Origin of the sequence: Flavobacterium aquidurense, from assembly GCF_031458035.1 — a bacterium.
In the GTDB taxonomy this organism is placed as follows: Bacteria; Bacteroidota; Bacteroidia; order Flavobacteriales; family Flavobacteriaceae; genus Flavobacterium; species Flavobacterium aquidurense_C.
Genome location: NZ_JAVDXR010000004.1, coordinates 70,688 through 97,133, shown reverse-complemented (window position 1 = coordinate 97,133; position 26,446 = coordinate 70,688). Strand labels below are relative to the sequence as shown.

Here is a 26,446-nt window from a genome sequence, read left to right as displayed (position 1 = left end):
ATTACTGTAGTATGCTGGGGAACACGTTGTTATATTTTATTTAAATGTTGCGATATTGCCATGTTTTGACATTTTTCATACCTTATATATAATGTAGTCTGATTGTCTTACCTTTAAGGAATGAAAAAAACGATTCTTTTTTGTTAACATAAAGCTATTGACGTAATCAAATATTAAAATAATTTGTAAATTGCTCCCTTAAAATTATCATATTCATAAAATGGAACAACAAAAACCATATATTCCTAAAAATAAAGTAAGAATTGTCACCGCAGCTTCACTCTTTGACGGACATGATGCCGCTATTAATATCATGCGACGTATTATTCAGTCAACTGGAGTTGAAGTTATTCATCTTGGTCACGATCGTAGTGTTGAAGAAGTAGTAAATACCGCAATTCAGGAAGATGCTAATGCTATTGCTATGACGTCTTATCAGGGTGGGCATAATGAATACTTTAAATATATGTATGACCTGCTTCATGAAAAAGGAGCTGGACATATCAAGATTTTTGGCGGAGGCGGAGGTGTAATTCTGCCAAGCGAAATTTCAGAATTACATGAATATGGAATTACAAGAATTTATTCTCCGGATGATGGCCGCTCTTTAGGTTTACAGGGAATGATTAATGATTTAGTGGAGCGTTCTGATTTCCCGATAGGAGATAAATTAAATGGAGAACTTGATCATATAGAAAGTAAAACGCCAACAGCTATTGCGCGTTTGATTTCGGCTGCAGAAAATTTCCCTGAAATTGCAAAACCAGTCTTTGACCAGATTCATACCAATAATACTAATTCTAAAATTCCGGTTCTTGGAATTACAGGAACAGGTGGTGCCGGTAAATCATCTTTGGTTGATGAATTGGTTCGTCGTTTCTTAATTGATTTCCCGGAGAAAACAATCGGATTGATTTCTGTAGATCCTTCGAAAAGAAAAACAGGAGGCGCTTTATTAGGAGACAGAATCCGAATGAATGCGATTAATAACCCTCGTGTATATATGCGTTCATTGGCGACCCGTCAATCGAATTTAGCTTTGTCTAAATATGTAGCTGAAGCGATACAGGTTCTAAAAGCAGCAAAATATGATTTGATTATCCTTGAAACTTCAGGAATCGGGCAGTCTGATACCGAGATTATGGATCATTCAGATGTATCCTTATATGTAATGACTCCCGAATTTGGTGCTGCGACACAATTAGAGAAAATAGACATGCTTGATTTTGCTGATTTAGTAGCTTTAAATAAATTTGATAAAAGAGGTGCTTTAGATGCGATTCGCGACGTTAAAAAACAATACCAGCGCAATCATAATTTGTGGGACAAAAATCCGGATGAAATGCCGGTTTTCGGAACAATAGCTTCACAGTTTAACGATCCTGGAATGAACACGCTGTACAAAGCGATCATGGATAAAATCGTCGAGAAAACAGAATCAAATTTACATTCGACTTTTGAAATTACGCGTGAAATGAGCGAGAAAATCTTCGTGATTCCGCCGCACAGAACACGTTATTTATCTGAAATTGCCGAGAACAACAGAAGCTATGATGAAATCGCACTTTCGCAACAAAAAGTAGCTCAGAAATTATACGGGATTTTCAAAACGATAGAGTCGGTTTCAGGAAAAATTCCACAAATCAATAAAGCAGGAATTGATGATGCAACTGTTTTGCCAGCCGGAATCCAGGAGCATGATGAAAATAGAATTTTCTTAAATCTTTTACTAAATCAATTTGATAAAGTAAAAATGGATTTAGATCCATACAACTGGGAAATTATCCTGAATTGGGATGAAAAAGTAAACAAATACAAAAATCCGCTATATACTTTTAAAGTACGTGATAAAGAAATTAAAATCGCGACCCATACAGAGAGTTTATCACATTTACAAATTCCGAAAATTGCTTTACCTAAATATGAAGCCTGGGGCGATATTTTGCGTTGGAGTTTACAGGAAAATGTTCCGGGAGAATTTCCGTTTGCTTCAGGATTGTATCCGTTTAAACGTGAAGGCGAAGATCCGTCAAGAATGTTTGCTGGCGAGGGTGGACCGGAAAGAACCAACAAACGTTTTCATTATGTGAGTGCAGGATTGCCTGCAAAACGACTTTCAACAGCTTTTGACAGTGTGACTTTGTACGGAAATGATCCAGATTTGCGTCCGGATATTTATGGAAAAATTGGTAACGCAGGAGTTTCGATTTGTTGTTTGGATGATGCTAAAAAACTGTATTCAGGTTTCGATTTGGTACATGCTTTAACATCTGTAAGTATGACTATTAACGGACCAGCACCAATGTTGTTAGGTTTCTTTATGAATGCGGCGATTGATCAGCAATGTGAGTATTATATTAAGGAGAATGGTTTAGAGAAAGAAGTTGAAGCCAAAATCAACAAAATATATGCTGAAAAAGGAGTAGAGCGCCCACATTACCAAGGAGATTTACCAGAAGGAAACAATGGTTTAGGTTTAATACTCTTGGGTGTTACCGGAGATCAGGTTTTACCTTTAGATGTTTATAATGAAATAAAAGTTAAAACATTATCGCAAGTGCGTGGAACGGTTCAGGCTGATATTTTAAAAGAAGATCAGGCACAAAATACTTGTATTTTCTCAACCGAATTTGCTTTACGATTAATGGGCGACGTTCAGGAATATTTTATTACCAAAAACGTTCGTAATTTTTATTCGGTTTCGATTTCAGGATACCATATTGCTGAGGCAGGAGCGAACCCAATTACACAGTTGGCTTTCACACTTTCAAATGGTTTTACTTATGTGGAGTATTATTTGAGCCGTGGCATGAGCATCAATGATTTTGGACCAAATTTATCATTCTTCTTCTCTAACGGAGTAGATCCTGAATATTCAGTAATTGGTCGTGTGGCGCGTAAAATTTGGGCGAAAGCCATGAAAAACAAATACGGAGCCAACGAAAGAGCGCAAATGTTGAAATATCATATTCAGACTTCAGGTCGTTCATTGCACGCTCAGGAAATTGATTTTAATGATATCAGAACGACTTTGCAGGCTTTATATGCAATTTATGATAATTGTAATTCACTGCATACGAATGCATATGATGAAGCGATTACAACACCAACAGAAGAATCTGTACGTCGTGCAATGGCAATTCAGCTGATTATCAATAAAGAATTAGGTTTGGCGAAAAACGAAAATCCAATTCAGGGATCTTTTATCATAGAAGAATTAACTGATTTGGTAGAAGCCGCAGTTTTACAGGAATTTGACCGAATCACAGAACGTGGAGGAGTGTTGGGTGCAATGGAAACCATGTATCAGCGTTCTAAAATTCAGGAAGAAAGTTTGTATTACGAAACATTGAAACATAACGGAGATTTCCCAATCGTGGGTGTCAATACATTCCTGAGTTCAAAAGGTTCTCCAACAGTAATTCCGGCAGAAGTAATTCGCGCCACTGAAGAAGAAAAACAATACCAGATTACGATGCTGGATAATCTGCATCAGTTTCACGAAGCAAAAGTAAACGAGCATTTAAATAAACTTCAGGAAGCAGCCATTAAAAACGAAAATTTATTCGACCATTTAATGGAAGCCACAAAGGTTTGTTCGCTTGGACAGATTACTTCGGCTTTGTTTGAGGTTGGTGGTCAGTATAGAAGGAATATGTAATATTCTTCATTACGAGGAAAATACAAATAAAAAAGCAGCTCTGGCTGCTTTTTTATTTACTTTTAATTACCACTTTTAAATTTGTTTTTCAATTTTTCCATTAGTGCATCAGCTTTTTCATTTTGAGAGGTGAATCGTAAAGATTCTTCATATCGGTAATAATATACTGGATCCAGATCATATGTCATGGCAAATAATTCACCATACCATTTTGCCGCTTTATCAAAATTGCAAATATCATAAGAAGAATTTCCTAGTTTTTGGAATAAATCTACAGATCTATACCCTTTTGCAACTACTTTTTCGTAGGTTTTTGTAACATCAACATATGCGTATTTTTCGCTTATTCTACTAGTTGAATAATTCTCATTCTGTCCCACAGCGCGAATAGAAAAAACAGTCAGTAGAAATAAAATAGTTTGCTTTTTTTTCATGAGCATACGATTATATGTAATTTTAACTTTACAAAAGTATTAAAACTATTAATGTGTAAGGTCATAAATTGATAATATTTTAAATTTAACTAACACAATAACAGTTTATTATGTTATATTATCTAAACGGAATTATAGCATATTATTGTGTGAAAAATAAAAAGAAATAAAAAAAAAGCAGCTCCTGGAACGAGCTGCTTTTAACTTTTTGGGCAAAAAGAGTGATTAACGACGAAATGCAGGACTTTCGTTTACTGATTCCTCTAACTTTACAGTCTTTGTTTTTTTAGTTGCAACTTTAATTTCGTGTTTAACAACTTTACTGTTTTCCTTTACTTCTAAAACATAAGTTCCGGCTGGAAAACCTTCTAAACTTATTGTTTTTGAAATCTCTAATTTGTCTGCAGCAGAATTTCCTGTGTACACCAAATTATTGTTTTCATCAAAAATTGAAAAAATTGAAGTTTCAACAGTGTTTAAAGTAAAACTAACTACTTTTCCATTTCCGGTTTTTATATTCAAAATATAATCACCTTTTCCTTCAATTGCATAAGTAAAAATTGTTGTTAAAAATACGGTAACAACTAAGCCCATTTTAATAAATTTTGTCATGTTTTTTTTAAATTGTTTACTATTATTTTGGAACGTGCAAAACTACAAATTCAAATTGAATTTTATGCAAAAATAAGCCGTTTTCAAACGGATAAGTTGTTGAATTAAAGATGTTTCTGTAGTTTTATTAAAGTATATACGTAAAAAGTAAGTTCTTGGATGTTTTTTTACGAAATTTTTAAAAGTTTAAAAATCAGATTATTAAGTTTGTAAGAATAGTTTTGGAAAAACGTCCTACGATTTAATTGTTATATATTATAAGGCACAAAAAAAACAGCTCAATAACCACAAAGAGCTGTTTTAAAACAATCACGTTTTCTTTCTAACTATCTAACCTCATTTTTATACTTATGAGAAGTATAAACTTTTTTAGCGTGTTGCAACGCTAGTACTTTTATTGTAAAATGCTGATTTGTAAACTGATGAAATTGCTTTTTTTGATAACACAGAAGTGTCATCAGTAATTGTAATTTCATGAGTTACTTTTTTTACATTATCTTCTACTTCTAGATAGTAAGTTCCTTCCGGAAATTCTTCTAAGTTAAAAGTTCTCAAAATTCCATCTTTACCTGAAGCATTTTCAGCATAAATTAGATTACCATCTTTGTCGTAAATAGCCAAGCTTGCTTTTTTTACCTGATTAAGGGCAAAAGTGATAAGCTTTCCATCTCTTTTTAAAACATGAAGATTAAAATCTTCATTCCCGTCAATTGCATAAGTACTCATTCCTGTGAAAAGCACCGCACATACTAAACTTAATTTTAAAATCTTTTTCATGGCATTAGTTTTTAAATTAATAGTTCTAATTCTCTGATGCTAAATTACTTCAGTTATAAGGTTTTTACCACAACTCTATTTTCCGATTTCGATGCTGTATTCTCATTTACGAAACCGTTATAGGTTAAAGTTTGAATTATTTTTAGTGTTTTTGTTAATTTGATTATTATTTTTCAACGTTTTGCCGTAATGTTAGGTTTTTGATTTGCTAACTTTTTGGTAACAATTATAGTGGAAAAATTGTCTTTATTATTATCTCATTGTTTTGACAAATTATGCTTTAAAATGATGAGTTGCATTTTTTCAAAAGAGGGCAGAGGATTTGATGAGGATTGTAATTTGATAAAACGGAATGCTTTTTAATTTTTTCAAAAAATAAGGCACAAAAAAAACAGCTCAATAACCACAAAGAGCTGTTTATAAACATTTAAGTTTTAAACTTTACTAACTATCTAACCTCATTTTTATACTATATGAAAAGTATAAACTTTTTTAGCGTACTGCTACGCTAGTATTTTTAGCTGAAGAAGCTTTATAAGTTGATGAAATTGCTTTTGTAGATAAAACAGAAGCATTTTCAGTAATTGTAATTTCGTGTCTTATTTTTTTAGTGCTGTCTTCTACTTCTAAGTAATAAGTTCCTGCTGGAAATTCTTCAAAGCTAAAAGTTCTTAAGATTCCATCTTTTCCTGAAGCACTCTCAGAATAGATTAAATTACCATCTTTATCATATATAGCCAGGTTTGCTTTTTTAACCTGGTTCATAGCAAACGTCACAAGTTTTCCGTTTCCTTTTAATACACGTAGGTTAAAATCTTCATTTCCTTTTCCATCAATTGCGTAAGTACTTATTCCTGTGAAAAGTACTGCAAGTACTAAACTTAATTTTAAAATCTTTTTCATGACTATCTTTTTTTAAATTATTAGTTCTAATTCTCTGATGCTAAATTAGTACAGTAATGGATTTTTTATCACAACTGTATTTTCCAATTTCTATGCTATATTCTCATTTACGAAACCGTTATAGGTTAAAATTTGAATTATTATAGGTGTTTTTGTTAATTCGGCTAATATTTTTCAAACTTTTTAAATAATTAACGTTTTTTGTATTTGTCCAATATTCTTACAAATATGCTATATGTGTATAAAAAAGGAGAATTAAATACGATATATTAAAAAAATCAGCAATAAAAATACGGGTCATGAAAAATACCGGTATTTTAGTGTAAATTGCCTATTCCTGTTTTCTGCCGTATTCTCATTTACGAAACCGTTATAGGTTAAAATTTGAATTATCTTAGGTGTTTTTGTTAAATTTGCTATTATTTTTTAAAGATTTTTATCATGAAGACAATCGCCCCAGCTCTTGAAGTGATAACAAACTCGTACGGAAGTTCTTTTACCTACGCCCAACACGCCGAAAAGACAAATAGTAAAGCCCATTTGTGGCATTATCATCCTGAAATTGAATTGGTTTACATAAATGGAGGCGCAGGCAAAAGACAAATAGGAAGCCATGTTTCTTATTACACGAACGGTAGTTTGCTTCTGATAGGTGCTAATTTGCCTCATTGTGGTTTCACTAATGAGCAGACAGGAAATATAAATGAAACAGTTATTCATATTAAACCTGAATTTTTAGGGAATGAATTTTTTGTAGCTCCGGAAATGAAGAGGATTCAAAAGATTTTGCAGAAATCAAAAGGTGGAATTGCTTTTGGAGGAGAAACTAAAAAGAGAATTGGAGACAAAATTGAGATGATGGAGCATCAGCTTCCATTTGAACGTTTAATGTCTCTTTTGAGTATTTTAGATGAATTGGAAGCTTCTGACGAATATACAATTCTGAATGCCGATGGCATGATGTTACAAATGCAGACTCAGGACAACGATCGTATGAATGTAATTTTTAATTATGTAAAAGATCATTTTCAGGAATCGATTGCTATAGATGAGGTTTCCAGTCTGGTGAGTATGACAACACCATCATTTTGTAGATATTTCAAGAAAATATCAAACAAAACTTTTACTGAATTTGTAAATGAATATCGCGTTGTTCATGCATCGAAACTTTTGGCTGAGAAACCGATCAGTATCAATGAGGTTTGCTATGAAAGCGGATTTAATAATTTCAGCCACTTCAGTAAATCATTTAAGCAATATACGGGCGTAAGTGCTTCACAATACAGGCATGAGAGCAGGATTTTTATAGGTTAAAAGAGTAAGTCTAATGATGGGAAAAATGTTAGACACATAGATACATAGATCATTACATAATATAAATATAGAGTACAGCGTTTCACTTGTTAAAACACATAGCTATGTGTTTATATGCTAAGTGAAACGCTTTTTTAATTTAAATAAGGCTATGTTTCTATGTGTTAGAGAAATTTCAGCTTACAAATAGTAATTCGATTAGTGAAAACTGGTCGGATTTTTCATATAATTTATTTGGAAAAAGGTATATTTACAATCCCTAATCTGAAAAAATTATAATATGAAAAACTTTAAAAATTTAGTATTTGCAGCTTTTTTGTGTATTTCATCAATGACTTACGCCGCAAAAGTAGATACGTTACAAATTGCCAGTACAGCGATGAGCAAAACCTACAAAGCTGCAGTTGTGTTGCCAAATTCTTATGCCAAAAGTAAGACAGCTTATCCGGTTTTGTATTTGCTGCATGGCGCTTATGGCCATTTTAGTGATTGGCTAAAAAACACACCAAACAAAAAATTAGTACAAACTTTATCTGATCAATACAATATGATTATTGTAATGCCGGAAGGAGAAACTTTTAGTTTTTATTTGGACAGTCCGGTAAATAAAGGAAGCCAGTTTGAAACCTTTATCACGCAGGAAGTAATTCAGAAAGTAGATAAAACGTACCGAACAATCAACAACAGAAACGGAAGAGTTATCACCGGACTTTCGATGGGTGGGCATGGTGCATTGTATTTATCAGCCAAGCATCCTGAATTGTTTTGCGCCGCCGGAAGCATGAGCGGGGCAGTAGATATGAGTACAATGCTTAACAGAGAATCATCGGCTCAGGTAGTGAAATTGATGCAGCCTGTTTTTGGAGATAAAAGTGATAATTCAGAAATGTATGCACAATATGCTGTGATGAATATGCTTGATAAAATAAAAGCTAATAAACTGGCTTTGATTATAGATTGCGGTGTCGATGACTTTTTAATAGAACCAAACAGAGAATTACATCGTAGATTAGTATATAGTAAGGTAGAGCATGATTACACTGAACGTCCAGGGGCACATACTTGGGATTATTGGGAAAATTCACTGCCATATCACGTATTATTTTTCAATAAAATATTGCTTAAAAACCAGCAGGTTGCAAAAAAATAGTTGAAAAAATAAACAAAGAATGTCCAAATCACTTTTTTTGGTTTGGTTTTTGGAAGACCTTTATATATAAACGTTATAAAAATAAAAATTATGAAAAAGATACTTACCCTTTTCGCAGTAGTCGGATTAATCGTGTTTTCAAGCTGCGAAGGACCAGAAGGGCCTCCGGGGCCTCCGGGAGAAGATGGTGGAGAATTAATAACTGAAGTTTTTGAAGTTCAGATGGACTTTAATACAGGTAATAATTTTGGTAAAACTTTTCCCTTAAAACCAAAGATATATTCCGGAGATAATCTCTTAGTTTATGAATTAGTTAATACTAATGGTGGAATCGATACCTGGGCATTATTACCGCAACTTTATTATTTTGCAAGTGGTACAGCGCAGTATAATTATGAGTTTTCTTATGACCAATTCTCTATTTTTGTTGATGCGAGCTTCCCTTTAACGCAATTACCTGCAACCTTTACAACAGCTAAAGTGTTTAGGGTAGTTATTATTCCTGGAGATGATGGAATTAATAGCGGAGGACCAAATTCTAAAACAGTAAATAAAGCAGATTATTCAGATTATAATGAAGTTATCAAAAGGTATAATATTGATGATAGCAATGTTAAAAGAATAAAATAATAAAGTAGCATAAAAAAAGGAAATCGTAAGATTTCCTTTTTTTATGAATATATTTTTAAAAGCGATTATTCTCCATCAGCATCGGTAAGTTCTTTTTCTTCTCCAAATTTTAGAGAAACCAGGATTCCAATTAAAAGCGACAAGGCGATAAATCCTAAAGACGCCCATTCCGGAACGTGAATAAAATCGTGAAGTATCATTTTGAGTCCAACAAATGCTAAAATAGCAACTAAGCTGTATTCTAAATAGCTGAATTTTGCCAGCATATTTGCCAGGAAGAAATACATTGAACGTAATCCTAAAATAGCAAAAATATTTGAGCTAAAAACCAAGAAAGGATCTGAAGTAATAGCCAGAATTGCAGGAACGCTGTCTACAGCAAATAAAACATCCATCACTTCAATTACAATCAAAGCTACGAATAACGGAGTTGCAGCTTTTTTTCCTTTTTCAGTTAAAATAAAAAATTTCTCATGATCTGTTTCAGAGGTTATTGGAATAATTTTTCCTAATGTTTTGTATACGAACGAATCTTTCGGCTGAAAATCTTCCTCTTCCCCGGTGAACAACATTTTTAAAGCGGTAAAAATCAAAAATGCACCAAATAAATAGGTGGTCCATGTAAATTTATTGATCAGCATAACTCCGAAGAAAATCATTAAACCACGGAAAACAATAGCACCCAGAATTCCCCAGAATAAAACACGATGCTGGTATTTTTGAGGTATTTTAAAAGAAGCAAAAACAATGGCTATGACAAAGATATTGTCAACACTTAAAGAAAGTTCTATCAAATAACCCGTAATAAACTTCATTGAAGCAACGGCAGGTTTTAGATTGTCTGGATTTGCAATATAATCTGTAGTATAAAGCCAGTAAATTACTCCTGAAAATACGAAAGATAATGTTACCCAAATCAGTGTCCACTTGCTTGCTTCTTTGGTGCTAATAATATGAGGGTCCTTATTAAAAACGCCTAAATCCAGAGCAAGAATAAGTACGACTGCCAATAAAAATAAAGTCCAGACCATTGTGATATTTTTTTAAATGATTTACAAAGATAGTTTTTGAGTTTTAACTTAAAAATTAAATTATTAGAAAAATACGTTCAATTTAGGTAATGTGTGTGTGTTTTAGTAATCTACTCTCTTTTTATGTCATTTCTGACAAGATTGTGAAAATATTGTCGGGATTGCTTGTACGTGTCGACTTTTGTCAAAGTTTAAAACTTTGACAAAGGTTTACCATAGTCGTGTATTTATAAAAAAAAGTGCCATCAATTACGATGGCACTTTCCAGTATAATTTAATCTAAGAATTATAGCGCTGATTTTACAGTTTTGATAATTCTTGCAGCAATTTTGTATGGATCACCGTTTGAAGCTGGTCTTCTGTCTTCCAGATATCCTTTCCATCCTTTTTGAACGGTATATAAAGGAATTCTGATTGAAGCTCCTCTATCAGATACTCCATAAGAGAAATCGTGAATAGAAGCAGTTTCGTGTTTACCTGTCAAACGTTGTTCATTGTAAGCTCCGTAAACTGCAATATGTTCTTCGACAACAGGACGGAAAGCTTCACATATTTTTTCGTAAGTTTCTTTAGAACCACATGTTCTCAACACTTCGTTAGAGAAGTTAGCGTGCATTCCAGAACCATTCCAGTCAGTATCTCCTAGTGGTTTTGGATGATATTCAATATAGTAACCATATTTTTCAGTCAAACGGTCTAATAAGTAACGGGCAACCCAGATTTCGTCTCCGGCTTTTTTAGCACCTTTAGCGAATAATTGGAATTCCCATTGCCCGCAAGCAACTTCCTGATTGATTCCTTCAAAGTTAAGTCCTGCAGCGATACATAAGTCAGCATGTTCTTCTACTAATTTTCTTCCGTGAGTGTTTTTTCCACCTACAGAGCAGTAGTACATACCTTGTGGAGCAGGATATCCTCCAACCGGGAAACCTAATGGCAATAAAGTTTTAGTATCCATGATGAAATATTCTTGTTCGAAACCAAACCAAAAATCTTCATTATCATCATCAATAGTAGCTCTTCCGTTAGAAGGGTGTGGTGTTCCGTCTGCGTACATAACTTCAGACATAACTAAATATCCGTTGATACGTGTTGGATCTGGGTAAATTGCAACAGGAACTAAAAGACAGTCTGAAGATCCACCTTCAGCTTGTTTTGTTGACGAACCATCAAATGACCAGTTTCCAAGTTCTTCTAATGTTCCTTTGAAATTTTCGTGCTCTTCAACTTTAGTTTTACTTCTAAGATTTTGAGTTGGTTCATATCCATCTAACCAAATGTACTCTAACTTAATTTTAGCCATAATAATATAAATTTATTTTTTTGTTTTTTTTCGCTGGGTCAAATATAGATTTATTTTTTTAGTCCTAAAAATTAGGGGGCTATTTTGTTTTGCGGTGTATTATTTTTTAGAGAAGCGCAATTTAATTGGGGGTATATTTTTAAAAAAGCAATTTTTAACAGCTTAAAAAAATAAATTCGTAATAATTACGGAATATTTTTGAATATCATGGTTAAGAAATTATGAAAAAATGTTTATTTAATGAATAATACTGCGGAGTTTTGTTATATTTCTTCGATATGAACTCATTATTCTTTGTAAAAAGCTCCTTCTGTTGAAAAATCATCGTTAAAATTTCTAAAATATAAGTTCTCTACAGGCTGTTTTATTGTTTATATTTGTTTCTCTTTTTTTAGTAAAAATTATTACAAATTTTAAACTTATATACATGTCAACATTACGTTTCCAAGCTTTAAAAGAAGCTTCGACAAGAAAGCCTGTACATTTTGAAGAAATCGACAAAAAGTCTAATCTTTTTGGTTCAAATGTGTTTAATGAGAAAGCAATGAAGCAATATTTAACTTCGGATGCTTTAAAAGGAGTGAGGGATGCGATTCAGCACGGAACTAAAATAGACAGAAAACTGGCAGATTATATTGCCATGGGAATGAAAGAATGGGCGTTGGCAAAAGGTGTTACACATTATACGCACTGGTTTCAGCCACTTACAGGAACAACCGCAGAAAAACATGATGCTTTTTTTGAAACATCTTATGACGGAAGTGATCCTGTAGAAAAATTTGGAGGAGCGCAATTAGTTCAGCAGGAGCCTGATGCATCAAGTTTCCCGAATGGCGGAATCAGAAATACGTTTGAAGCCAGAGGTTATACGGCCTGGGATCCTACTTCTCCCGCATTTATCTACGGAACAACTTTATGTATCCCGACGGTATTTATTGCCTATACCGGAGAAGCTTTAGATAATAAAATTCCGTTATTAAGAGCATTATCTGCAATGGATGAAGCAGCTACAGAAGTATGCCGTTATTTTGATAAAAATGTCAAAAAAGTAACAGCAACTTTAGGTTGGGAGCAGGAATATTTCCTTATTGATAAAGCTTTGGCAAATTCACGCCCGGATTTGATGATGACCGGAAGAACGTTATTAGGACATACATCGGCCAAAGGCCAGCAATTAGACGATCATTATTTTGGATCTATCCCAACGCGTGCCTTAACTTATATGAGAGATTTGGAGCAGGAATGTATGTTGTTAGGAATTCCTGTAAAAACCCGTCATAACGAAGTAGCACCAAATCAGTTTGAGCTGGCTCCAATTTTCGAAGAAACCAATTTGGCTGTAGATCATAATTCACTTTTGATGGATGTAATGCAGCGAGTAGCGGAACGTCATGACTTTAAAGTATTATTTCATGAAAAACCATTTAAAGGTGTTAACGGTTCAGGAAAACACAATAACTGGTCATTAGCGACAGATACCGGAATTAACTTGTTGAGTCCAAGTAAGACGCCAATGAGCAATTTACAATTTTTAACTTTCTTTATCAATACTATAAAAGCGGTTAACGATTACGAAACTTTATTGAGAGCTTCTATTGCAACTGCAAGTAATGATCATAGATTAGGAGCAAATGAAGCACCGCCGGCCATTATTTCTGTTTTTATAGGGGCACAATTAACTAAGGTTTTATCTGAATTAGAAAGTGTAACAACAGGAAAATTGTCTCCAGAAGAAAAAACCGATTTAAAACTGAATGTTGTTGGTAAAATTCCGGACGTTCTTTTAGACAATACAGATAGAAACAGAACTTCACCTTTTGCTTTTACAGGAAATAAATTTGAGTTTAGAGCAGTTGGTTCAAATGCAAATTGTTCGAACGCTATGACAACGCTTAATGCAATTGTAGCGAAACAATTAAAAGATTTTAAAATTGAGGTTGATAATTTGATCGAATCTAAAGACATGAAAAAAGATGATGCAATCTTTAATGTTTTGAGAGAATACATCAAACAATCTAAAAAGATTCTTTTTGAAGGCGACGGATATAGCGATGCGTGGGAAAAAGAAGCTGCTAAACGCGGATTAAGTAATTTTAAAACTACACCTGAAGCCATTAAAGCTAAAGTTTCTAAACAAGCTCTTGATTTATTTGATGAATTGGGAATCCTGAATCACGTTGAAGCTGAAGCGCGTTACGAAATTGAATTGGAAGAATACACAAAAAAAATTCAGATTGAAGGAAGGGTGTTAGGAGATATTTCAAGAAATCATGTAATTCCGACTGCAATTCGTTATCAAAATACATTAATTGAAAATGTTAAAGGTTTAAAAGAAATCTTTGGAAAAGAATTTGAAACCATTGCTAAAGAGCAAATCGTTCTGATTAAAGAAATTTCCGGTCATATTGAAGGAATCAATTCAAAAGTGTTGGCAATGACCAACGAAAGAAAAAAAGCAAATCAATTGACCGATGCGCAGAAAATGGCCGAAGCATACTGTAATAAAGTAAAACCTTATTTTGAAGATATTAGAAACCATTGTGATAAATTAGAATTATTAGTAGACGACGAAAGTTGGACATTAACTAAATACAGAGAATTGTTATTTACCAAATAACATTTCCAAAACATTCAATTAAAGCCTGTCTCAAAAAGACAGGCTTTTTTTGTGATTATGTTAAAATAAAGGTTTGATGTCATGAATTTTAACATTTGTTTGACTTTAAATGTAAGGAAATTGTAATAAGTAGTTTTTTTCTTACTGTTAAAAAAAACAAAAAAGGCAGTTCATCGAGATAGTTTCACATTTCATCGAAAAGACGTTAAGATCTTGTAAAATACGTATTTATACTTGATTCGATTTTGGAGAAGTTTTCTAATTTTGAATATGGAAATGAGAAAATAAGTCCAGAATTTTATTTTCAAATGATGATTTGAATCCCCAGATTCCTTTCCCCAAATTGCAAAACCTACATAATAATTTGTATTAATAACCAATTAAATATATTTATTATGAAAAAAGTAATTTTTAGCATCTCCGCGATGCTGCTTGCAGGTTTTGGTTTCGCTCAAAATGTCAGCGATGTTGATCAAACAGGTTTATTAAATGGTGCACTAGTTGTACAAGTAGGATCAAACAATTCAGATGTTGATCAAATTGGTATTGCTAACGTTGCAATTGTAGGGCAGTTAGGAGCCGGAAACGACTCACAAGTTTTCCAATTAGGAGCGGGTAATCTTGCTGTTGTGGCACAAGTTGGAGTAGATAACACATCTACTGTTACTCAGGGAATTTGGGTAGGAAATGTTGCAACTACTACACAAATCGGAATTGCAAATAATTCTGATGTATTACAAATAGGTAATTATAATACTGCAAGTACTACTCAACTTGGTATTGGTAATGGCGCTTTGACAATTCAGTTTGGAGAAGGCAATGATGCATCTACTGATCAATTCGGATTGTTCAACAGTGCAACTACTTTACAATTAGGATTTGATAACACTTCTATAATTGAACAAAACGGAATTGGAAACTTTGCTGCTACTGCTCAATTTGGATCTGATAACTGGAGCTCAGTTACTCAAACAGGATTCTTAAATGGAAGCGTAGTTGTACAAGCTAACTAAGAAAAAACCAAGAAAAGGAAGAACTTAACATGTTAAGTCCTTCCTTTTTTTTATTACAATAAATACTATGAAACGTTTATCAGCTATCCTTTTATTTCTAATTACAGGAATTTTATTCTCACAAACAATTGATGGGAATAAAAGCGATTACGTTTTAGCAACAACCAACAACCGCAATCAAAATCAAGCACGAAATCAATATATTATCAGTAATAATATTGTGAAAGTTGCACAAATTGGTAACTACAATCAAGCCAATTTAACCATCATCAGCAAAAATGCCTATGTGACTGCACAACAAACAGGCAATAACAACTACATGAATGTCTACAAAAATGCTGATGAAATTAATCAATCCTATATACAATCAGGCAATAACAATTATATAAGTGATTTTTCATTGTATTCACGAGGAACCAATACAATGGCAATCAATCAGGAAGGCAATAATTTATCGGTTTTCAATAATGGCTCAAATTCGATATCTAAAGATTTAATAATTAATCAATCTGGAAATTCAGGAACAATTTACGTATACAATCGCTAGGATTATGAAAAAGTACCTGACCATAGTATTTGTTGTATGTGCTATTTTTTTTTCAGAGCTGGGATTTTCGCAAATGGTCTACAAAGAAGTAAAGGCTAAAATCGAAGTGAAAGAAATTGAAAACCTGCTTGCTATAACCGGAACTGTTGAAAATTTAAAATCGGAGTTCAAGAATATTTCATACAAATTGAGTGTATTCAAAAAAAACAAAACAAATTCTAATAAATCAAATAACGCTCAGGACGGAAGAGTAACATTAGAACCCATTCAAAAAGTTGAACTTTCTAAAACGCAGGTCAACTTTACAAAAGAGGATGAAATTATAATATTGTTATTGATTTACGACGAACATAACACCATTATTGGTAAAGACAGAGTTGTTTTTGGAGAAGAAGCAAAAGATGATACAGGACAATCAATTCCTGTAGATGGAATAGAAATGGTAGGAATTGTCGCCAATGATACCAAAACAAAACTCGGAAATGATTTTTATGATTTTTTTTATGCTCAATATTCTAAATTAAGAGTTCATACCACCAAAATAGTAACAGTTCAGGAAGAATTGACTTTTGGCCGAACTACAAAAATTACGATTCTTGTTGACGGAGAAATAATACAGGAATTTATTTCGCGTCCGGATGAAGATTTTTTAAAATATATGGCAGAAGATTCTGCTTCTAAAGCATTTAAATATTTTAAAGATATAGAAAAGCAAAATAAAATTATTACGCAGTATTAAAATTTTGATACAGTAATGAATTCTAATCTATTTGTTTAATGGATGTCTGTTTGTTTTATGATGTTGACTAAAAACTAAATTTCAATCCTATGAAAATTATAGCTTCAATAATTTGCGTCTTTGGTTTTTGTACCATTTCCATGGCTCAGGATTTAGCATACAAGCCTATAAATCCAGCCTTTGGCGGAGATACTTTTAATTACCAATGGCTGTTAAATTCGGCAGATGCACAAAATAAATATAAAGAAGATACAACCGATGCTTATAAACAGCCAACAGATTTAGAGCGATTTAAAAGTAATTTGAATAATCAATTATTAAACAGAATTTCAAATTCACTTTTAGACGATCAGTTAGGAACAGGTACGGGTGGTACCGGAACCGGTGGAACTGGCAGCGGACTAGGCCCTGGAACGTATGTTTTCGGAACGCTGTCAGTAGATGTATATCCTTCAAATTTGGGTTTAGTAGTGGATATTCTGGATACAGATACCGGTGAGCAAACACAAGTAATTATACCGGGTAATTAGATGTAACCGTCTATTTTAATAACGAGTTTTTATAAAATTAAGGTTCATGTTTTATTGTAAATGATCAAATTATGAATAAAAGTCCCCTTTTTCTATTGTTAGTAACCTGCCTATTTTCAGGATGTGGAGCCTATTTTAATCAGCCAGTTGGCGTTCAAAAAGCAGCTTTTGGAGAAAACACTCCTGCAACTGCGTCATTGGCTGAAATACCAAAGCCAAAAGAACAAATTGTGGTTGGTGTTTATAAATTTAAAGACCAGACCGGGCAGTATAAAGCAACAGAATTAGGAAGTACGTTTAGTACTGCGGTAACTCAGGGTGCTACATCTATTTTGATAAAAGCACTTGAAGATTCAAAATGGTTCATCCCTATTGAACGTGAAAATCTGGGAAATTTATTAAACGAACGAAATATTATTCGGTCCACCCGTCAGGAATATGCAGCGAAAACAGAACCAAATGAAGCTGTTTTGACACCACTGTTATTTGCCGGAGTTTTACTTGAAGGCGGAATTATTTCATACGATACCAATATTATTACCGGTGGTTTTGGAGCCAGATATTTTGGAGCCGGCGGATCTGTAAAATACAGACAAGACAGGGTAACCGTTTATTTAAGATTAGTTTCGACTTCAAACGGAAAAATATTAAACACTGTTTATGTTTCTAAAACTATCCTCTCACAAAGTGTCGATGCGAGTTTGTTTCGATACGTTAATCTGAATAGGCTTTTAGAAGTAGAAACCGGTTTTACAAGAAACGAACCAATACAATTAGCTGTTACCGAAGCTATTGAAAAAGCCGTAGAAGGATTAATAGTTGATGGTATAAAAGATAATATTTGGGAAGTAAACGCTCCTAAAAAACAAGTTGATACGTTTATTGAACAATACGATAAGGAAAAAGACGAAGCAAATTTGGCACAACTTTACAATAGACATTTAGACGAAAAAAGAGCCAGATTTGGTTTGGAACTAACAGGTGGAGCAACTTATATGCAGGGAGATTATGCGAATCCGGTTGCCAAACCAATGGGACGGGGGGCATTAAAGTTCTTTTTTACTCCGGCTTTTGATATTAGCGCATCCACGAATGTGTTCACTCTCGGAAACAAAAATAAACTCGATGTAGGGTATACCACCTTAGATATAAACTTAGAATTTCTCATTTTACCACAGGACACTTTTACCCCATATGTTTTTGGAGGAACTGGTGTCGGATTCAATAAAGATGTAGAAAATGTTCATAGCAAGGTTCAGTTTGGAGCGGGTGTCGAATATCTGGCTACGAATCATCTTGGAGTGAAATTGTATGGGGAATACAATTTGAACTTTACCGATAATATTGATTATGTAGAACAGGGAGTCCGGGATGATTATTACTGGAGATTTGGCTTAGGATTAACCTATTATTTTCCTAAAAGTTATAAATACAATAAGAAATAATTTCAAAAGATAACCGAAGTAAATTCGACATAAGTCTAACAAAATAAGTCTCAAATGAAAATAGGATTAAAAATATTGGTGTGTTTTCTTCTTTTGATTTCTTGTAGTGAAGAACAAATTGATGAAAACGGAACAGGTTCTGCAAAGGGAAGAGTGGTAGATTCCCGAACCTTTGAGCCAATCGCAAATGCCCGTGTCTCTTCAAGTCCAACAACCAGCACAGTATTCTCAGATAAAGATGGGTACTTTGTAATGGAAAAAATACCAGTTGGAAAGTATTCTTTTCAGGCCCAAAAAGATGGTTTCATTGCCAGATTTCAACCTGGAACAATCGAGAAAGACCTTGAAATTCAGCTTGTTTTTGAGCTAGACGTTTCGACTGCGACTAATAAACCACCCGAAATTCCTGTACTGACAGCACCTGCAGACAATGCTGTAAGCCAGCCTTTAACCTTAGATTTGACCTGGACAGCTACAGATCCGGAGTCAGATCCTGTAACGTATGAGGTAACCATAAAAAACGGAACAACTGATGAAGTTAAAACGTATAAAGATCTTAAAACTATGACCTTAAACATTTCCGGTTTAAATTATAGTACAAAATACTACTGGCAGGTTTCGGCAAATGACGGAATCAATAAACCAACCAACAGCGTTGTAAATTCATTTACGACTCTGGCATTCCCAAATCCAAGATATTTGTACGTTAAAAAGATCAAAAATAACAATGTTATTTATACAGCAGATGATGCAGGAAATGAATTGCAATTGACTTCATCAGAAGTTAATAGCTATAGACCGAGAAAAAATTTGAGTATCAACAGAATTGCTTACATCAGTTCTGACGGATCCCTGAATCAAATCTTCAGTATGAATCCTGATGGAACAGATATAAAACAAATCACCAATTTCATTCCAATTGCAGGATTTAATATGGAGCATGTAAATTACAGCTGGAGTGCCAATGGAAGACAGATTATTTATCCAAATTTTGATAAATTATATCGCATCGATTCAGATGGTTCAGGGTTAGTCCAATTATTCAAAACGCCAAACGGCAAATTAATTTCAGAATGCGACTGGAGTCAGGACGGAAGCAAGATTGTCCTGAAAGTAAATGATCTTTCAGGCTATGGTGTTGAAATCTATGTTATTAATATGGCAGGAGATGTATTATATCAAGTGGTTTCAGGATTAAGTGGAGCAGTTAGTGGTATTAATATTTCAATAGATAATAGTAGAATTGTTTATACAAGAGATGTTTCAGGATTCGAAAATTCTAATTACAGACGATTAGATTCCAGAATATTCATATATACTGTTGCGACTAATACTTCGGCAGAATTAGATACTCAAAAAGAGAATGGTTTTAACGATCTAGACGTAAAATTCTCTCCAAATGAAGCAAAAGTAATTTTTGTCAATACATCAAATGACGGTGTATCTGCAAAAAATATCCAGACAGCCAGTACAACCCCTGGCACGACAACAGGAACAGGTGGTACCGCAACTACCACAAGAACAACATTGTTTTCAAATGCATCAATGCCAGATTGGAAATAATGTAAAATATTGCGATTATAAAACAATTTAGTTTAAAAAATTCGGGAGCATTCACACTGCTGCCGAATTTTTTTGTGAATCAGACATCCGAATCAACCTAAGAATTAAAAAAAGGGATTATCTTTGCACCACATCAACACAAACTAAGTTTTCATGAGTTCAGATTCTAGCAAAAGGTACGCACAAAGAGGTGTTTCGGCATCAAAAGAAGACGTACACAACGCCATAAAAAATATCGATAAAGGTTTATTTCCTCAGGCATTCTGCAAAATTGTTCCCGATTATTTAACTCAGGATGCAGAACACTGCCTAATTATGCATGCCGATGGAGCTGGTACAAAATCGTCTTTGGCTTATATGTACTGGAAAGAAACTGGTGATATTTCAGTTTGGAAAGGAATTGCACAAGATGCTTTAATCATGAATATTGATGATTTATTATGTGTTGGAGCAACAGATAATATTTTGCTTTCTTCAACTATTGGAAGAAATAAAAACTTAATTCCTGCGGAGGTTATTTCGGCAATTATTAATGGAACCGAAGAACTGATCAACGAATTAAAATCTTTCGGTGTAACCATCCATTCAACAGGAGGAGAAACTGCCGATGTTGGCGATGTAGTTCGTACTATCATTGTAGATTCTACTGTAACAGCCCGAATGAAACGCAGCGATGTTGTTGACAATGCAAATATCAAAGCAGGTGACGTTATTGTTGGTTTGGCTTCTTTTGGTCAGGCAACTTACGAAAAAAGCTATAACGGCGGAATGGGAAGTAACGGATTAACATCTGCCCGTCACGATGTTTTCGGAAAATATTTAGCTAAAAAATATCCTGAAAGTTACGATGCTCTTGTTCCTGAAGAATTAATTTATTCAGGTCAGGTAAATTTAACTGATGCGGTTGAAAACAGCCCAATAAACGCTGGTCAATTGGTACTTTCGCCAACAAGAACCTACGCGCCAATTATCAAGAAAATTTTAGATACTTATACACCAGACGATATTCACGGAATGGTGCATTGCAGTGGAGGAGCGCAAACTAAAATTCTTCATTTCGTTCAGAATTTACACATTATAAAAGATAATTTATTCCCGGTTCCACCATTATTCAGGTTAATTCAGGAGCAATCAAAAACCGATTGGAAAGAAATGTACCAGGTTTTCAATTGTGGTCATCGTATGGAAATTTACGTACCGGAAAACATTGCTCAGGATATTATAGCGATTTCAAAATCGTTCAATGTCGACGCACAAATCGTTGGTAGAGTAGAAGCTGCAGATTCAAAGAAATTAACAATCAACAGTGAATACGGAACTTTTACATATTAAAAAATATTTCACCATATAAGTAATATAAGTTCATTTTAAACTTAATGAAATAAATGTCAAGCTGAGCGAAATTCTGGTAATCTAATTCCTTTACTTCGATGAGCTTGATATTATTTTATTAATAAGGGAATGAATATTATATTTCTTAAATAACTTATATGGTTTATAAAACACAAGCTATGTACGAACTACTTTTTTGGAGATATTTAGATGAGATATATTTAAATCATCACGAAGTTTACGAAGCACTTCTCGAAAAACAAGAAGTTGACGGATTAGAAATACTTCCTGTTGAGGTAATTTTCAACCGCATCAATTCCGTATTTTCTCAATGGGAAAAAGTAGATGAAAACAGCTGGCAAAACACCAAAGGTAAAGGTGCATTCCAAGTTATTTCAACACCTCAAAGTATTAAAATTGATTGCTACGGTACAGAAGGAAAAACCATGAATAAGCTAGTGGGTTTGATGGAAGAATTCAAATGTCCTTTATACGACCCGCAAGTTCCGGAGCGTTATGATGAAATGAGCGAATAATTAATAAAAAACGGTCCCTAAATTGGGACCGTTTTTATTTATACAGACTCTAATTTTTTGCCATTTCTGTCGGTGGATTTAAAAGAACTGGTTCTCCAAAACCAATCTCCCCTAATTTTTGTAATTGGGTTTTTGCATCACCAACAACGACATAAATCATTTCATTTACGTTTAAATATTTGTCTGAAAGCTTTTGAACTTCTTCAATTGTCATGCTTTTTACAATTTTTTCACGTTGTTTGGTATAATCATTTGGAAAATTGTAATTGCTGATGTCAAAAAGCATATTCAATTTTGCAGAAAATGTTTCAAATGTTCTCGCATTACTTTTAACTAGAAAGTCTTTTGTGACATCAAGATCAGTTTTACTGAAATTTTTACCATATTGACCTGTTATTTCTTTAATTAAACTAACTGATTCATAAGTCACATTAGATCGTACGCCACTTTCAATAGCAAACGAACCTTTGTTGTTTGAACCATCAAACCAAGATGAGATACCGTAAGTATATCCTTTTCCTTCTCTTAATTGTTGTGTCAGTTCCGAAGCAAAACCACCTCCGCCTAAGCGGTAATTCAATATTTTGGCAGGATAAAAATCTTTATCAGTAGCGGCAAGTGCAAGGTATCCTATTCGAATTACAGATTGTTTTGCATCAGGTACGTCATAAAAATAAATTTTTGATTGGGCTGCTGCTTTTGAGCTTTCTACTTTAGGAATGCTAACTTCTTTAGATTGCCATTCCTTATTTAGCCCGGCTAAAGATTTATTCACATCTGCTTCTGAAATAGCACCAACAATCTGAAAATTAGAGATTGATGGCGAAATGTTTTTCGAATAATAATTTTTTAAATCTTCAATAGTAATGCCTTTAACCGAATTCTCGGTTCCGATATTATTATTTGACAGAATAGATGCTTCACCATGAATTAATTTTCTGAATTCATTATCGGCAATGTTGTTTGGATTTGCTTTTTGCTGTAGAATTTTACTTAAAGTACTTTGTTTAATCAAATCAAATTCTTTTGCATCCCAACGTGGTTGAAGTAATATTTCCTGAACCAGTTTCATAGTCTCATTGTAGTTCTTTGCCAAAGTATTTCCTCTGATAACAATATATTCGTTAGTTGCGGCAGCTTTAATCTTAGCCCCAAGACTTTCGATTGCAATTTCTAATTGTTCTGGTGTTTTGTTTTGTGTTCCCTTTGTCATCAATTCTGCCAACATGTTAGAAACACCAATTTTATTTGCTGTTTCCAGAAGCATTCCGCCCCTAATTTGAAGTTGAAATTGAACAAGTGGCACTTCATGGTTTTCAATTCCGTAAACATTTAAACCTGATGATAATTTATTTTTCCACACCGATGGTAATTTTATGTCAGGACTTTGTCCATAAGGAGGTTCAACACTTCTGTCAAAAGCCGAAGGTGTTTTTTTATACGTTGCCGCAATGCTGGCATCAAAAGAAGCCTCTTTGCCGTCAATTATTTTTTCTTCAACAATAATGGCAGGAATAGAACCTTCCAAAGCTAAATTAGCTTCCCCTTTTGGTACAAAACTCGTCCCTACAAAATGTTTTCCTTTTATGTATTTAGTATAAACCCGCATGACATCTTCAGAAGTAACGGCAAGAATATTTTTAATATCCTGATTAATATAATCCGGAGTTCCAGCAAAAATCTGATATTGTGCTAATTGAAATCCTTTTCCAAGAACACTTGCCAGTCCGTTATAAAATGCAGTTTCCTGTCCTGCCTTAATTCTATTTAAATCCTGTTGCGAAATTCCTTCGGCTTCAAACTTTTTGAAAGCTTCATTTATTCCCTTCTGTACCTCATTGAGATTTGTTTTATCAAAAGCAGTAATTTCAAGCACAAGCTGTCCGGCTATTTCAGAATTATACTGAAACATTTCGGTGGCATCTGTTAGTTTTTTGTCTGCTACAAGCGTTTTGTACAAAGGAGCTCTTTTACCGATTGACAGATAATTTGCCAAAACTTCCAGAGCATAACTATCAGGATGATATTTATAAACAGTTGGCCAAGTCATGTTTAATTGTGGTAAACGGGCAAAATTATCTTCATAATAAAGTTTTTTAGTTTCTGTAAGCGTAACGGGCTGCTTTACCATATTCGGAAGGTCTGCACCACGTTTTATTTCGCCAAAATATTTTTCTACCCATTTTTTTGCTTGATTTGTATCAAAATCACCAGCAATGGTTAGTGTAACATTATTAGGTACATACCAGCGATTGTAGAAGTTTTTTACGTCGTCTAGTGTAGTATTTTGTAAATCTTCTAATGAACCAATAACTTCCCAACTATACGGATGCGAAGCTGGATATAAATTTTTATCGATGACTTCAAAGGTTAGTCCGTAAGGCTGATTGTCGTAACGCTCTCTTTTTTCATTTTTAACAACTTGTTTTTCTTTAGAAAGAACAGGATCAGTAACTGTATTGATGAAATATCCTAGTTTATCGGCTTCTGCCCAGATCATTTTTTCCAATGCATCTTTAGGAACCGTTTGGTAATAGTTCGTTATATCTCTGTTAGTCGAACCATTCGCTCCAGAGCCGCCAATTCGTGCACTCATTTTGTCAAGCCCTCCTTTTCCCAAATTTTCTGATTCCAGAAAAAGCAAGTGTTCAAATAAATGAGCAAATCCTGTATGGCCTGCAGTTTCTCTGGCTGAGCCAACATGGCAAGTCAAAGCGACAGCAACAACAGGGTCAGATCGATCAATATGAAAAATTACATGTAGTCCATTATCTAAAGTGAATTGTTCGAATTCTACTTTAAACTCTTTTGTAGCCGTTTTATCTTGAGAATAAGAAAAACCAGTAAAAAGTAGGAGCAAAAGCAGTAAAAAGTGGTTTGATTTCATGGTTTGATTGGTTAAATTTATATTCTTGGTTGTTATAGTGGTAATGACTTGCCAGCCATTACGAAATTAAGGAAATAAAACTATAAAACATTGAATGTTAATAAGTTAAATTTGGTTAATTATCTAATTAAATTCAATAGAAATAACTCATTTGCAGGAAGTTGAGTTTTTAAATGATGAAGAAATAGTATTGATGACGAAACAATCGATTTTTAAATAATTTTGTTTCTTTGTATTCCTTACATCTTAATTAATATTGCTATGATTTTGAATTTTCCACCAAATGTAATACTCGAAGACGAAATGGTTTTACTTCGTCCGCTGCAACTGACTGACGTCGAAAATCTGTTAGATATTTCAATCAACGAACCAGAAACCTGGAAATATTCCTTAGTTGGTGCCGACGGAAAAGAAAACCTCATTAATTATATTGAAGCTGCTGTAAAAGCAAGGGAAGAAGGAAGAGAATATTCATTTATTGTTTTCGATAAAAAATCTCAAAAATATGCTGGTTCAACACGTTTTTACGATATTCAGCTTCCCTATAAAACGTTGCAATTAGGATATACCTGGTACGGTGCAGCTTTTAGAGGGACTGGTTTGAATAAGCATTGCAAATTCTTATTGCTTCAATTTGCCTTCGAAACACTTGGTTTAGAACGAGTCGAATTCCGCGCTGATAATAACAACGAAAGAAGTATCGCTGCCATGAAAAGCATAGGCTGTAAAGTCGAAGGTGTTTTACGCAGTCACATGCCAACCGCCAATAGCGAAGTTCGTCGTGATTCTATTGTTTTGAGTATTCTTAGAAATGAATGGTTTGATGAGGTGAAGGAAAATTTGAAAGGGAAGTTGTGATGAATGAGCAGTTGTAATAGCAGTTCGTTTTTTTTATTTATTCAGCTAATCTGTTTTCAATGTCCATTCTTTCATGTAAAACTCTAACAACTTCAAATTCATTTGTTTTGTCTTTTTTAAAGAAAATTACATGTGATTTTACTTTTGAACATCTATATGATTTTCGAATTCTCCCAAAGTCACGAGCCATATCTCTAATTACATATTTTGATATTATTTTTGAAAATTAGCTTTTAACATTTCAAGATTTTTATTGCGGTCAAAATCTCTGATTTTACCACTTTTTTCACCAATTTTTAGTTCATTGATTAGAGATTTTGTTTTAGTTTCTTCTTGCTCAAAAACTCTTAAAGCGGTTCTAACAACTTCACTAACTGAACTATATTTTTCTGTAGAAATTTGTTCCTTAATAAAATTTTCAAAATATTCTCCTAATAGTATCGACGTATTCCTTGCCATAATTTTTATTTTATCAAAGGCACCAATAATTGGTATTAAATTCAATTTTTTAGACTTTTACGCAAAAGTTACTGCTAACATTCTGTTATTACAGCGGGTTTAGGA

General features: G+C 33.7%; 22 protein-coding genes. 14 read left to right on the top strand and 8 right to left on the bottom strand.

What is annotated here, in order from left to right:
* The first annotated feature begins 220 nt into the window (after positions 1-220).
* The gene (locus J2X17_RS07925) at positions 221-3,661 is read left to right on the top strand and encodes a methylmalonyl-CoA mutase family protein (protein WP_310296325.1); all 3,441 of its coding nucleotides are present in this window, start codon (positions 221-223) and stop codon (positions 3,659-3,661) included.
* Positions 3,662-3,723: 62 nt separating this feature from the next.
* On the opposite strand, the gene J2X17_RS07920 is transcribed toward J2X17_RS07925, so the two are convergent.
* The 4 genes from J2X17_RS07920 to J2X17_RS07905 form a co-directional block, all read right to left on the bottom strand.
* Entirely contained in the window at positions 3,724-4,095 is a 372-nt protein-coding gene (locus J2X17_RS07920; protein WP_310296324.1) for a flagellar motor protein MotB, read from the bottom strand.
* A 225-nt stretch (positions 4,096-4,320) separates the two neighbouring features.
* A complete protein-coding gene (locus J2X17_RS07915) occupies positions 4,321-4,707 on the bottom strand; it encodes a secretion protein (protein ID WP_310296323.1) in 387 nt (128 codons plus the stop codon).
* Positions 4,708-5,076: 369 nt separating this feature from the next.
* Entirely contained in the window at positions 5,077-5,484 is a 408-nt protein-coding gene (locus tag J2X17_RS07910; protein WP_310296322.1) for a secretion protein, read from the bottom strand.
* Between the two features lie 492 nt (positions 5,485-5,976).
* Positions 5,977-6,387, bottom strand: coding sequence for a secretion protein (locus tag J2X17_RS07905; protein ID WP_310296320.1), 411 nt, complete (start codon positions 6,385-6,387; stop codon positions 5,977-5,979).
* Positions 6,388-6,828: 441 nt separating this feature from the next.
* On the opposite strand from J2X17_RS07905, the gene J2X17_RS07900 reads away from it, so the two are divergent.
* The 3 genes from J2X17_RS07900 (at position 6,829) to J2X17_RS07890 (ending at position 9,481) form a co-directional block, all read left to right on the top strand.
* Entirely contained in the window at positions 6,829-7,701 is an 873-nt protein-coding gene (locus J2X17_RS07900) for an AraC family transcriptional regulator (protein WP_310296319.1), read from the top strand.
* Positions 7,702-7,981: 280 nt separating this feature from the next.
* Positions 7,982-8,851, top strand: coding sequence for an alpha/beta hydrolase (locus J2X17_RS07895; protein ID WP_310296317.1), 870 nt, complete (start codon positions 7,982-7,984; stop codon positions 8,849-8,851).
* Between the two features lie 90 nt (positions 8,852-8,941).
* Positions 8,942-9,481, top strand: a complete 540-nt coding sequence (locus J2X17_RS07890) for a hypothetical protein (RefSeq protein ID WP_310296315.1) — start codon at positions 8,942-8,944, stop codon at positions 9,479-9,481.
* 65 nt (positions 9,482-9,546) lie between these two features.
* Here the strand turns inward: J2X17_RS07890 and J2X17_RS07885 are convergent, their stop codons facing one another.
* Both J2X17_RS07885 and J2X17_RS07880 read right to left on the bottom strand, forming a co-directional pair.
* On the bottom strand, positions 9,547-10,512 hold the full coding sequence (locus J2X17_RS07885; protein WP_310296313.1) for a TerC family protein: 966 nt from the start codon (positions 10,510-10,512) through the stop codon (positions 9,547-9,549).
* Between the two features lie 286 nt (positions 10,513-10,798).
* The gene (locus tag J2X17_RS07880; RefSeq protein ID WP_310296311.1) at positions 10,799-11,815 is read right to left on the bottom strand and encodes a glutamine synthetase beta-grasp domain-containing protein; all 1,017 of its coding nucleotides are present in this window, start codon (positions 11,813-11,815) and stop codon (positions 10,799-10,801) included.
* Positions 11,816-12,242: 427 nt separating this feature from the next.
* Between J2X17_RS07880 and J2X17_RS07875 the strand changes: the two genes are divergently transcribed.
* From J2X17_RS07875 to J2X17_RS07835, 9 genes are all read left to right on the top strand, one after another.
* Positions 12,243-14,432 (top strand): glutamine synthetase III family protein, encoded by a 2,190-nt coding sequence (locus J2X17_RS07875; RefSeq protein ID WP_310296310.1) that lies wholly within the window; start codon positions 12,243-12,245, stop codon positions 14,430-14,432.
* Positions 14,433-14,827: 395 nt separating this feature from the next.
* Positions 14,828-15,445: a hypothetical protein gene (locus J2X17_RS07870; protein ID WP_310296308.1), complete on the top strand. Its 618-nt coding sequence runs from the start codon at positions 14,828-14,830 to the stop codon at positions 15,443-15,445.
* A gap of 67 nt (positions 15,446-15,512) precedes the next feature.
* On the top strand, positions 15,513-15,992 hold the full coding sequence (locus J2X17_RS07865; RefSeq protein ID WP_310296306.1) for a hypothetical protein: 480 nt from the start codon (positions 15,513-15,515) through the stop codon (positions 15,990-15,992).
* Positions 15,993-15,996: 4 nt separating this feature from the next.
* Complete coding sequence (locus tag J2X17_RS07860) at positions 15,997-16,731, top strand: CsgE family curli-type amyloid fiber assembly protein (RefSeq protein ID WP_310296304.1); 735 nt, start codon at positions 15,997-15,999, stop codon at positions 16,729-16,731.
* Positions 16,732-16,820: 89 nt separating this feature from the next.
* Positions 16,821-17,261, top strand: coding sequence for a curli assembly protein CsgF (locus J2X17_RS07855; protein WP_310296302.1), 441 nt, complete (start codon positions 16,821-16,823; stop codon positions 17,259-17,261).
* A 71-nt stretch (positions 17,262-17,332) separates the two neighbouring features.
* Positions 17,333-18,706 carry a CsgG/HfaB family protein gene (locus J2X17_RS07850; protein WP_310296300.1) on the top strand — a complete coding sequence of 458 codons (1,374 nt, stop codon included), beginning with the start codon at positions 17,333-17,335 and terminating at the stop codon, positions 18,704-18,706.
* Positions 18,707-18,760: 54 nt separating this feature from the next.
* Positions 18,761-20,269: a carboxypeptidase regulatory-like domain-containing protein gene (locus tag J2X17_RS07845; protein ID WP_310296298.1), complete on the top strand. Its 1,509-nt coding sequence runs from the start codon at positions 18,761-18,763 to the stop codon at positions 20,267-20,269.
* Positions 20,270-20,422: 153 nt separating this feature from the next.
* Entirely contained in the window at positions 20,423-21,601 is a 1,179-nt protein-coding gene (locus J2X17_RS07840) for an AIR synthase related protein (RefSeq protein ID WP_310296296.1), read from the top strand.
* A gap of 179 nt (positions 21,602-21,780) precedes the next feature.
* A complete protein-coding gene (locus J2X17_RS07835; protein ID WP_310296294.1) occupies positions 21,781-22,137 on the top strand; it encodes a hypothetical protein in 357 nt (118 codons plus the stop codon).
* Between the two features lie 49 nt (positions 22,138-22,186).
* Here the strand turns inward: J2X17_RS07835 and J2X17_RS07830 are convergent, their stop codons facing one another.
* Positions 22,187-25,024 (bottom strand): M16 family metallopeptidase, encoded by a 2,838-nt coding sequence (locus J2X17_RS07830; protein ID WP_310296293.1) that lies wholly within the window; start codon positions 25,022-25,024, stop codon positions 22,187-22,189.
* Positions 25,025-25,285: 261 nt separating this feature from the next.
* Between J2X17_RS07830 and J2X17_RS07825 the strand changes: the two genes are divergently transcribed.
* Positions 25,286-25,882: a GNAT family N-acetyltransferase gene (locus J2X17_RS07825; RefSeq protein ID WP_310296291.1), complete on the top strand. Its 597-nt coding sequence runs from the start codon at positions 25,286-25,288 to the stop codon at positions 25,880-25,882.
* Between the two features lie 213 nt (positions 25,883-26,095).
* Here the strand turns inward: J2X17_RS07825 and J2X17_RS07820 are convergent, their stop codons facing one another.
* A complete protein-coding gene (locus J2X17_RS07820; protein WP_310296289.1) occupies positions 26,096-26,386 on the bottom strand; it encodes a type II toxin-antitoxin system ParD family antitoxin in 291 nt (96 codons plus the stop codon).
* Between the last annotated feature and the right edge of the window lie 60 nt (positions 26,387-26,446).

What these genes read in the sequence shown, in the direction of transcription:
- J2X17_RS07925 (WP_310296325.1), top strand. Translation starts at nt 221, where the DNA reads ATGGAACAACAAAAACCATATATTCCTAAAAATAAAGTAAGAATTGTC.
- J2X17_RS07920 (WP_310296324.1), bottom strand. Translation starts at nt 4,095, where the DNA reads ATGAAAAAAAAGCAAACTATTTTATTTCTACTGACTGTTTTTTCTATT.
- J2X17_RS07915 (WP_310296323.1), bottom strand. Translation starts at nt 4,707, where the DNA reads ATGACAAAATTTATTAAAATGGGCTTAGTTGTTACCGTATTTTTAACA.
- J2X17_RS07910 (WP_310296322.1), bottom strand. Translation starts at nt 5,484, where the DNA reads ATGAAAAAGATTTTAAAATTAAGTTTAGTATGTGCGGTGCTTTTCACA.
- J2X17_RS07905 (WP_310296320.1), bottom strand. Translation starts at nt 6,387, where the DNA reads ATGAAAAAGATTTTAAAATTAAGTTTAGTACTTGCAGTACTTTTCACA.
- J2X17_RS07900 (WP_310296319.1), top strand. Translation starts at nt 6,829, where the DNA reads ATGAAGACAATCGCCCCAGCTCTTGAAGTGATAACAAACTCGTACGGA.
- J2X17_RS07895 (WP_310296317.1), top strand. Translation starts at nt 7,982, where the DNA reads ATGAAAAACTTTAAAAATTTAGTATTTGCAGCTTTTTTGTGTATTTCA.
- J2X17_RS07890 (WP_310296315.1), top strand. Translation starts at nt 8,942, where the DNA reads ATGAAAAAGATACTTACCCTTTTCGCAGTAGTCGGATTAATCGTGTTT.
- J2X17_RS07885 (WP_310296313.1), bottom strand. Translation starts at nt 10,512, where the DNA reads ATGGTCTGGACTTTATTTTTATTGGCAGTCGTACTTATTCTTGCTCTG.
- J2X17_RS07880 (WP_310296311.1), bottom strand. Translation starts at nt 11,815, where the DNA reads ATGGCTAAAATTAAGTTAGAGTACATTTGGTTAGATGGATATGAACCA.
- J2X17_RS07875 (WP_310296310.1), top strand. Translation starts at nt 12,243, where the DNA reads ATGTCAACATTACGTTTCCAAGCTTTAAAAGAAGCTTCGACAAGAAAG.
- J2X17_RS07870 (WP_310296308.1), top strand. Translation starts at nt 14,828, where the DNA reads ATGAAAAAAGTAATTTTTAGCATCTCCGCGATGCTGCTTGCAGGTTTT.
- J2X17_RS07865 (WP_310296306.1), top strand. Translation starts at nt 15,513, where the DNA reads ATGAAACGTTTATCAGCTATCCTTTTATTTCTAATTACAGGAATTTTA.
- J2X17_RS07860 (WP_310296304.1), top strand. Translation starts at nt 15,997, where the DNA reads ATGAAAAAGTACCTGACCATAGTATTTGTTGTATGTGCTATTTTTTTT.
- J2X17_RS07855 (WP_310296302.1), top strand. Translation starts at nt 16,821, where the DNA reads ATGAAAATTATAGCTTCAATAATTTGCGTCTTTGGTTTTTGTACCATT.
- J2X17_RS07850 (WP_310296300.1), top strand. Translation starts at nt 17,333, where the DNA reads ATGAATAAAAGTCCCCTTTTTCTATTGTTAGTAACCTGCCTATTTTCA.
- J2X17_RS07845 (WP_310296298.1), top strand. Translation starts at nt 18,761, where the DNA reads ATGAAAATAGGATTAAAAATATTGGTGTGTTTTCTTCTTTTGATTTCT.
- J2X17_RS07840 (WP_310296296.1), top strand. Translation starts at nt 20,423, where the DNA reads ATGAGTTCAGATTCTAGCAAAAGGTACGCACAAAGAGGTGTTTCGGCA.
- J2X17_RS07835 (WP_310296294.1), top strand. Translation starts at nt 21,781, where the DNA reads ATGTACGAACTACTTTTTTGGAGATATTTAGATGAGATATATTTAAAT.
- J2X17_RS07830 (WP_310296293.1), bottom strand. Translation starts at nt 25,024, where the DNA reads ATGAAATCAAACCACTTTTTACTGCTTTTGCTCCTACTTTTTACTGGT.
- J2X17_RS07825 (WP_310296291.1), top strand. Translation starts at nt 25,286, where the DNA reads ATGATTTTGAATTTTCCACCAAATGTAATACTCGAAGACGAAATGGTT.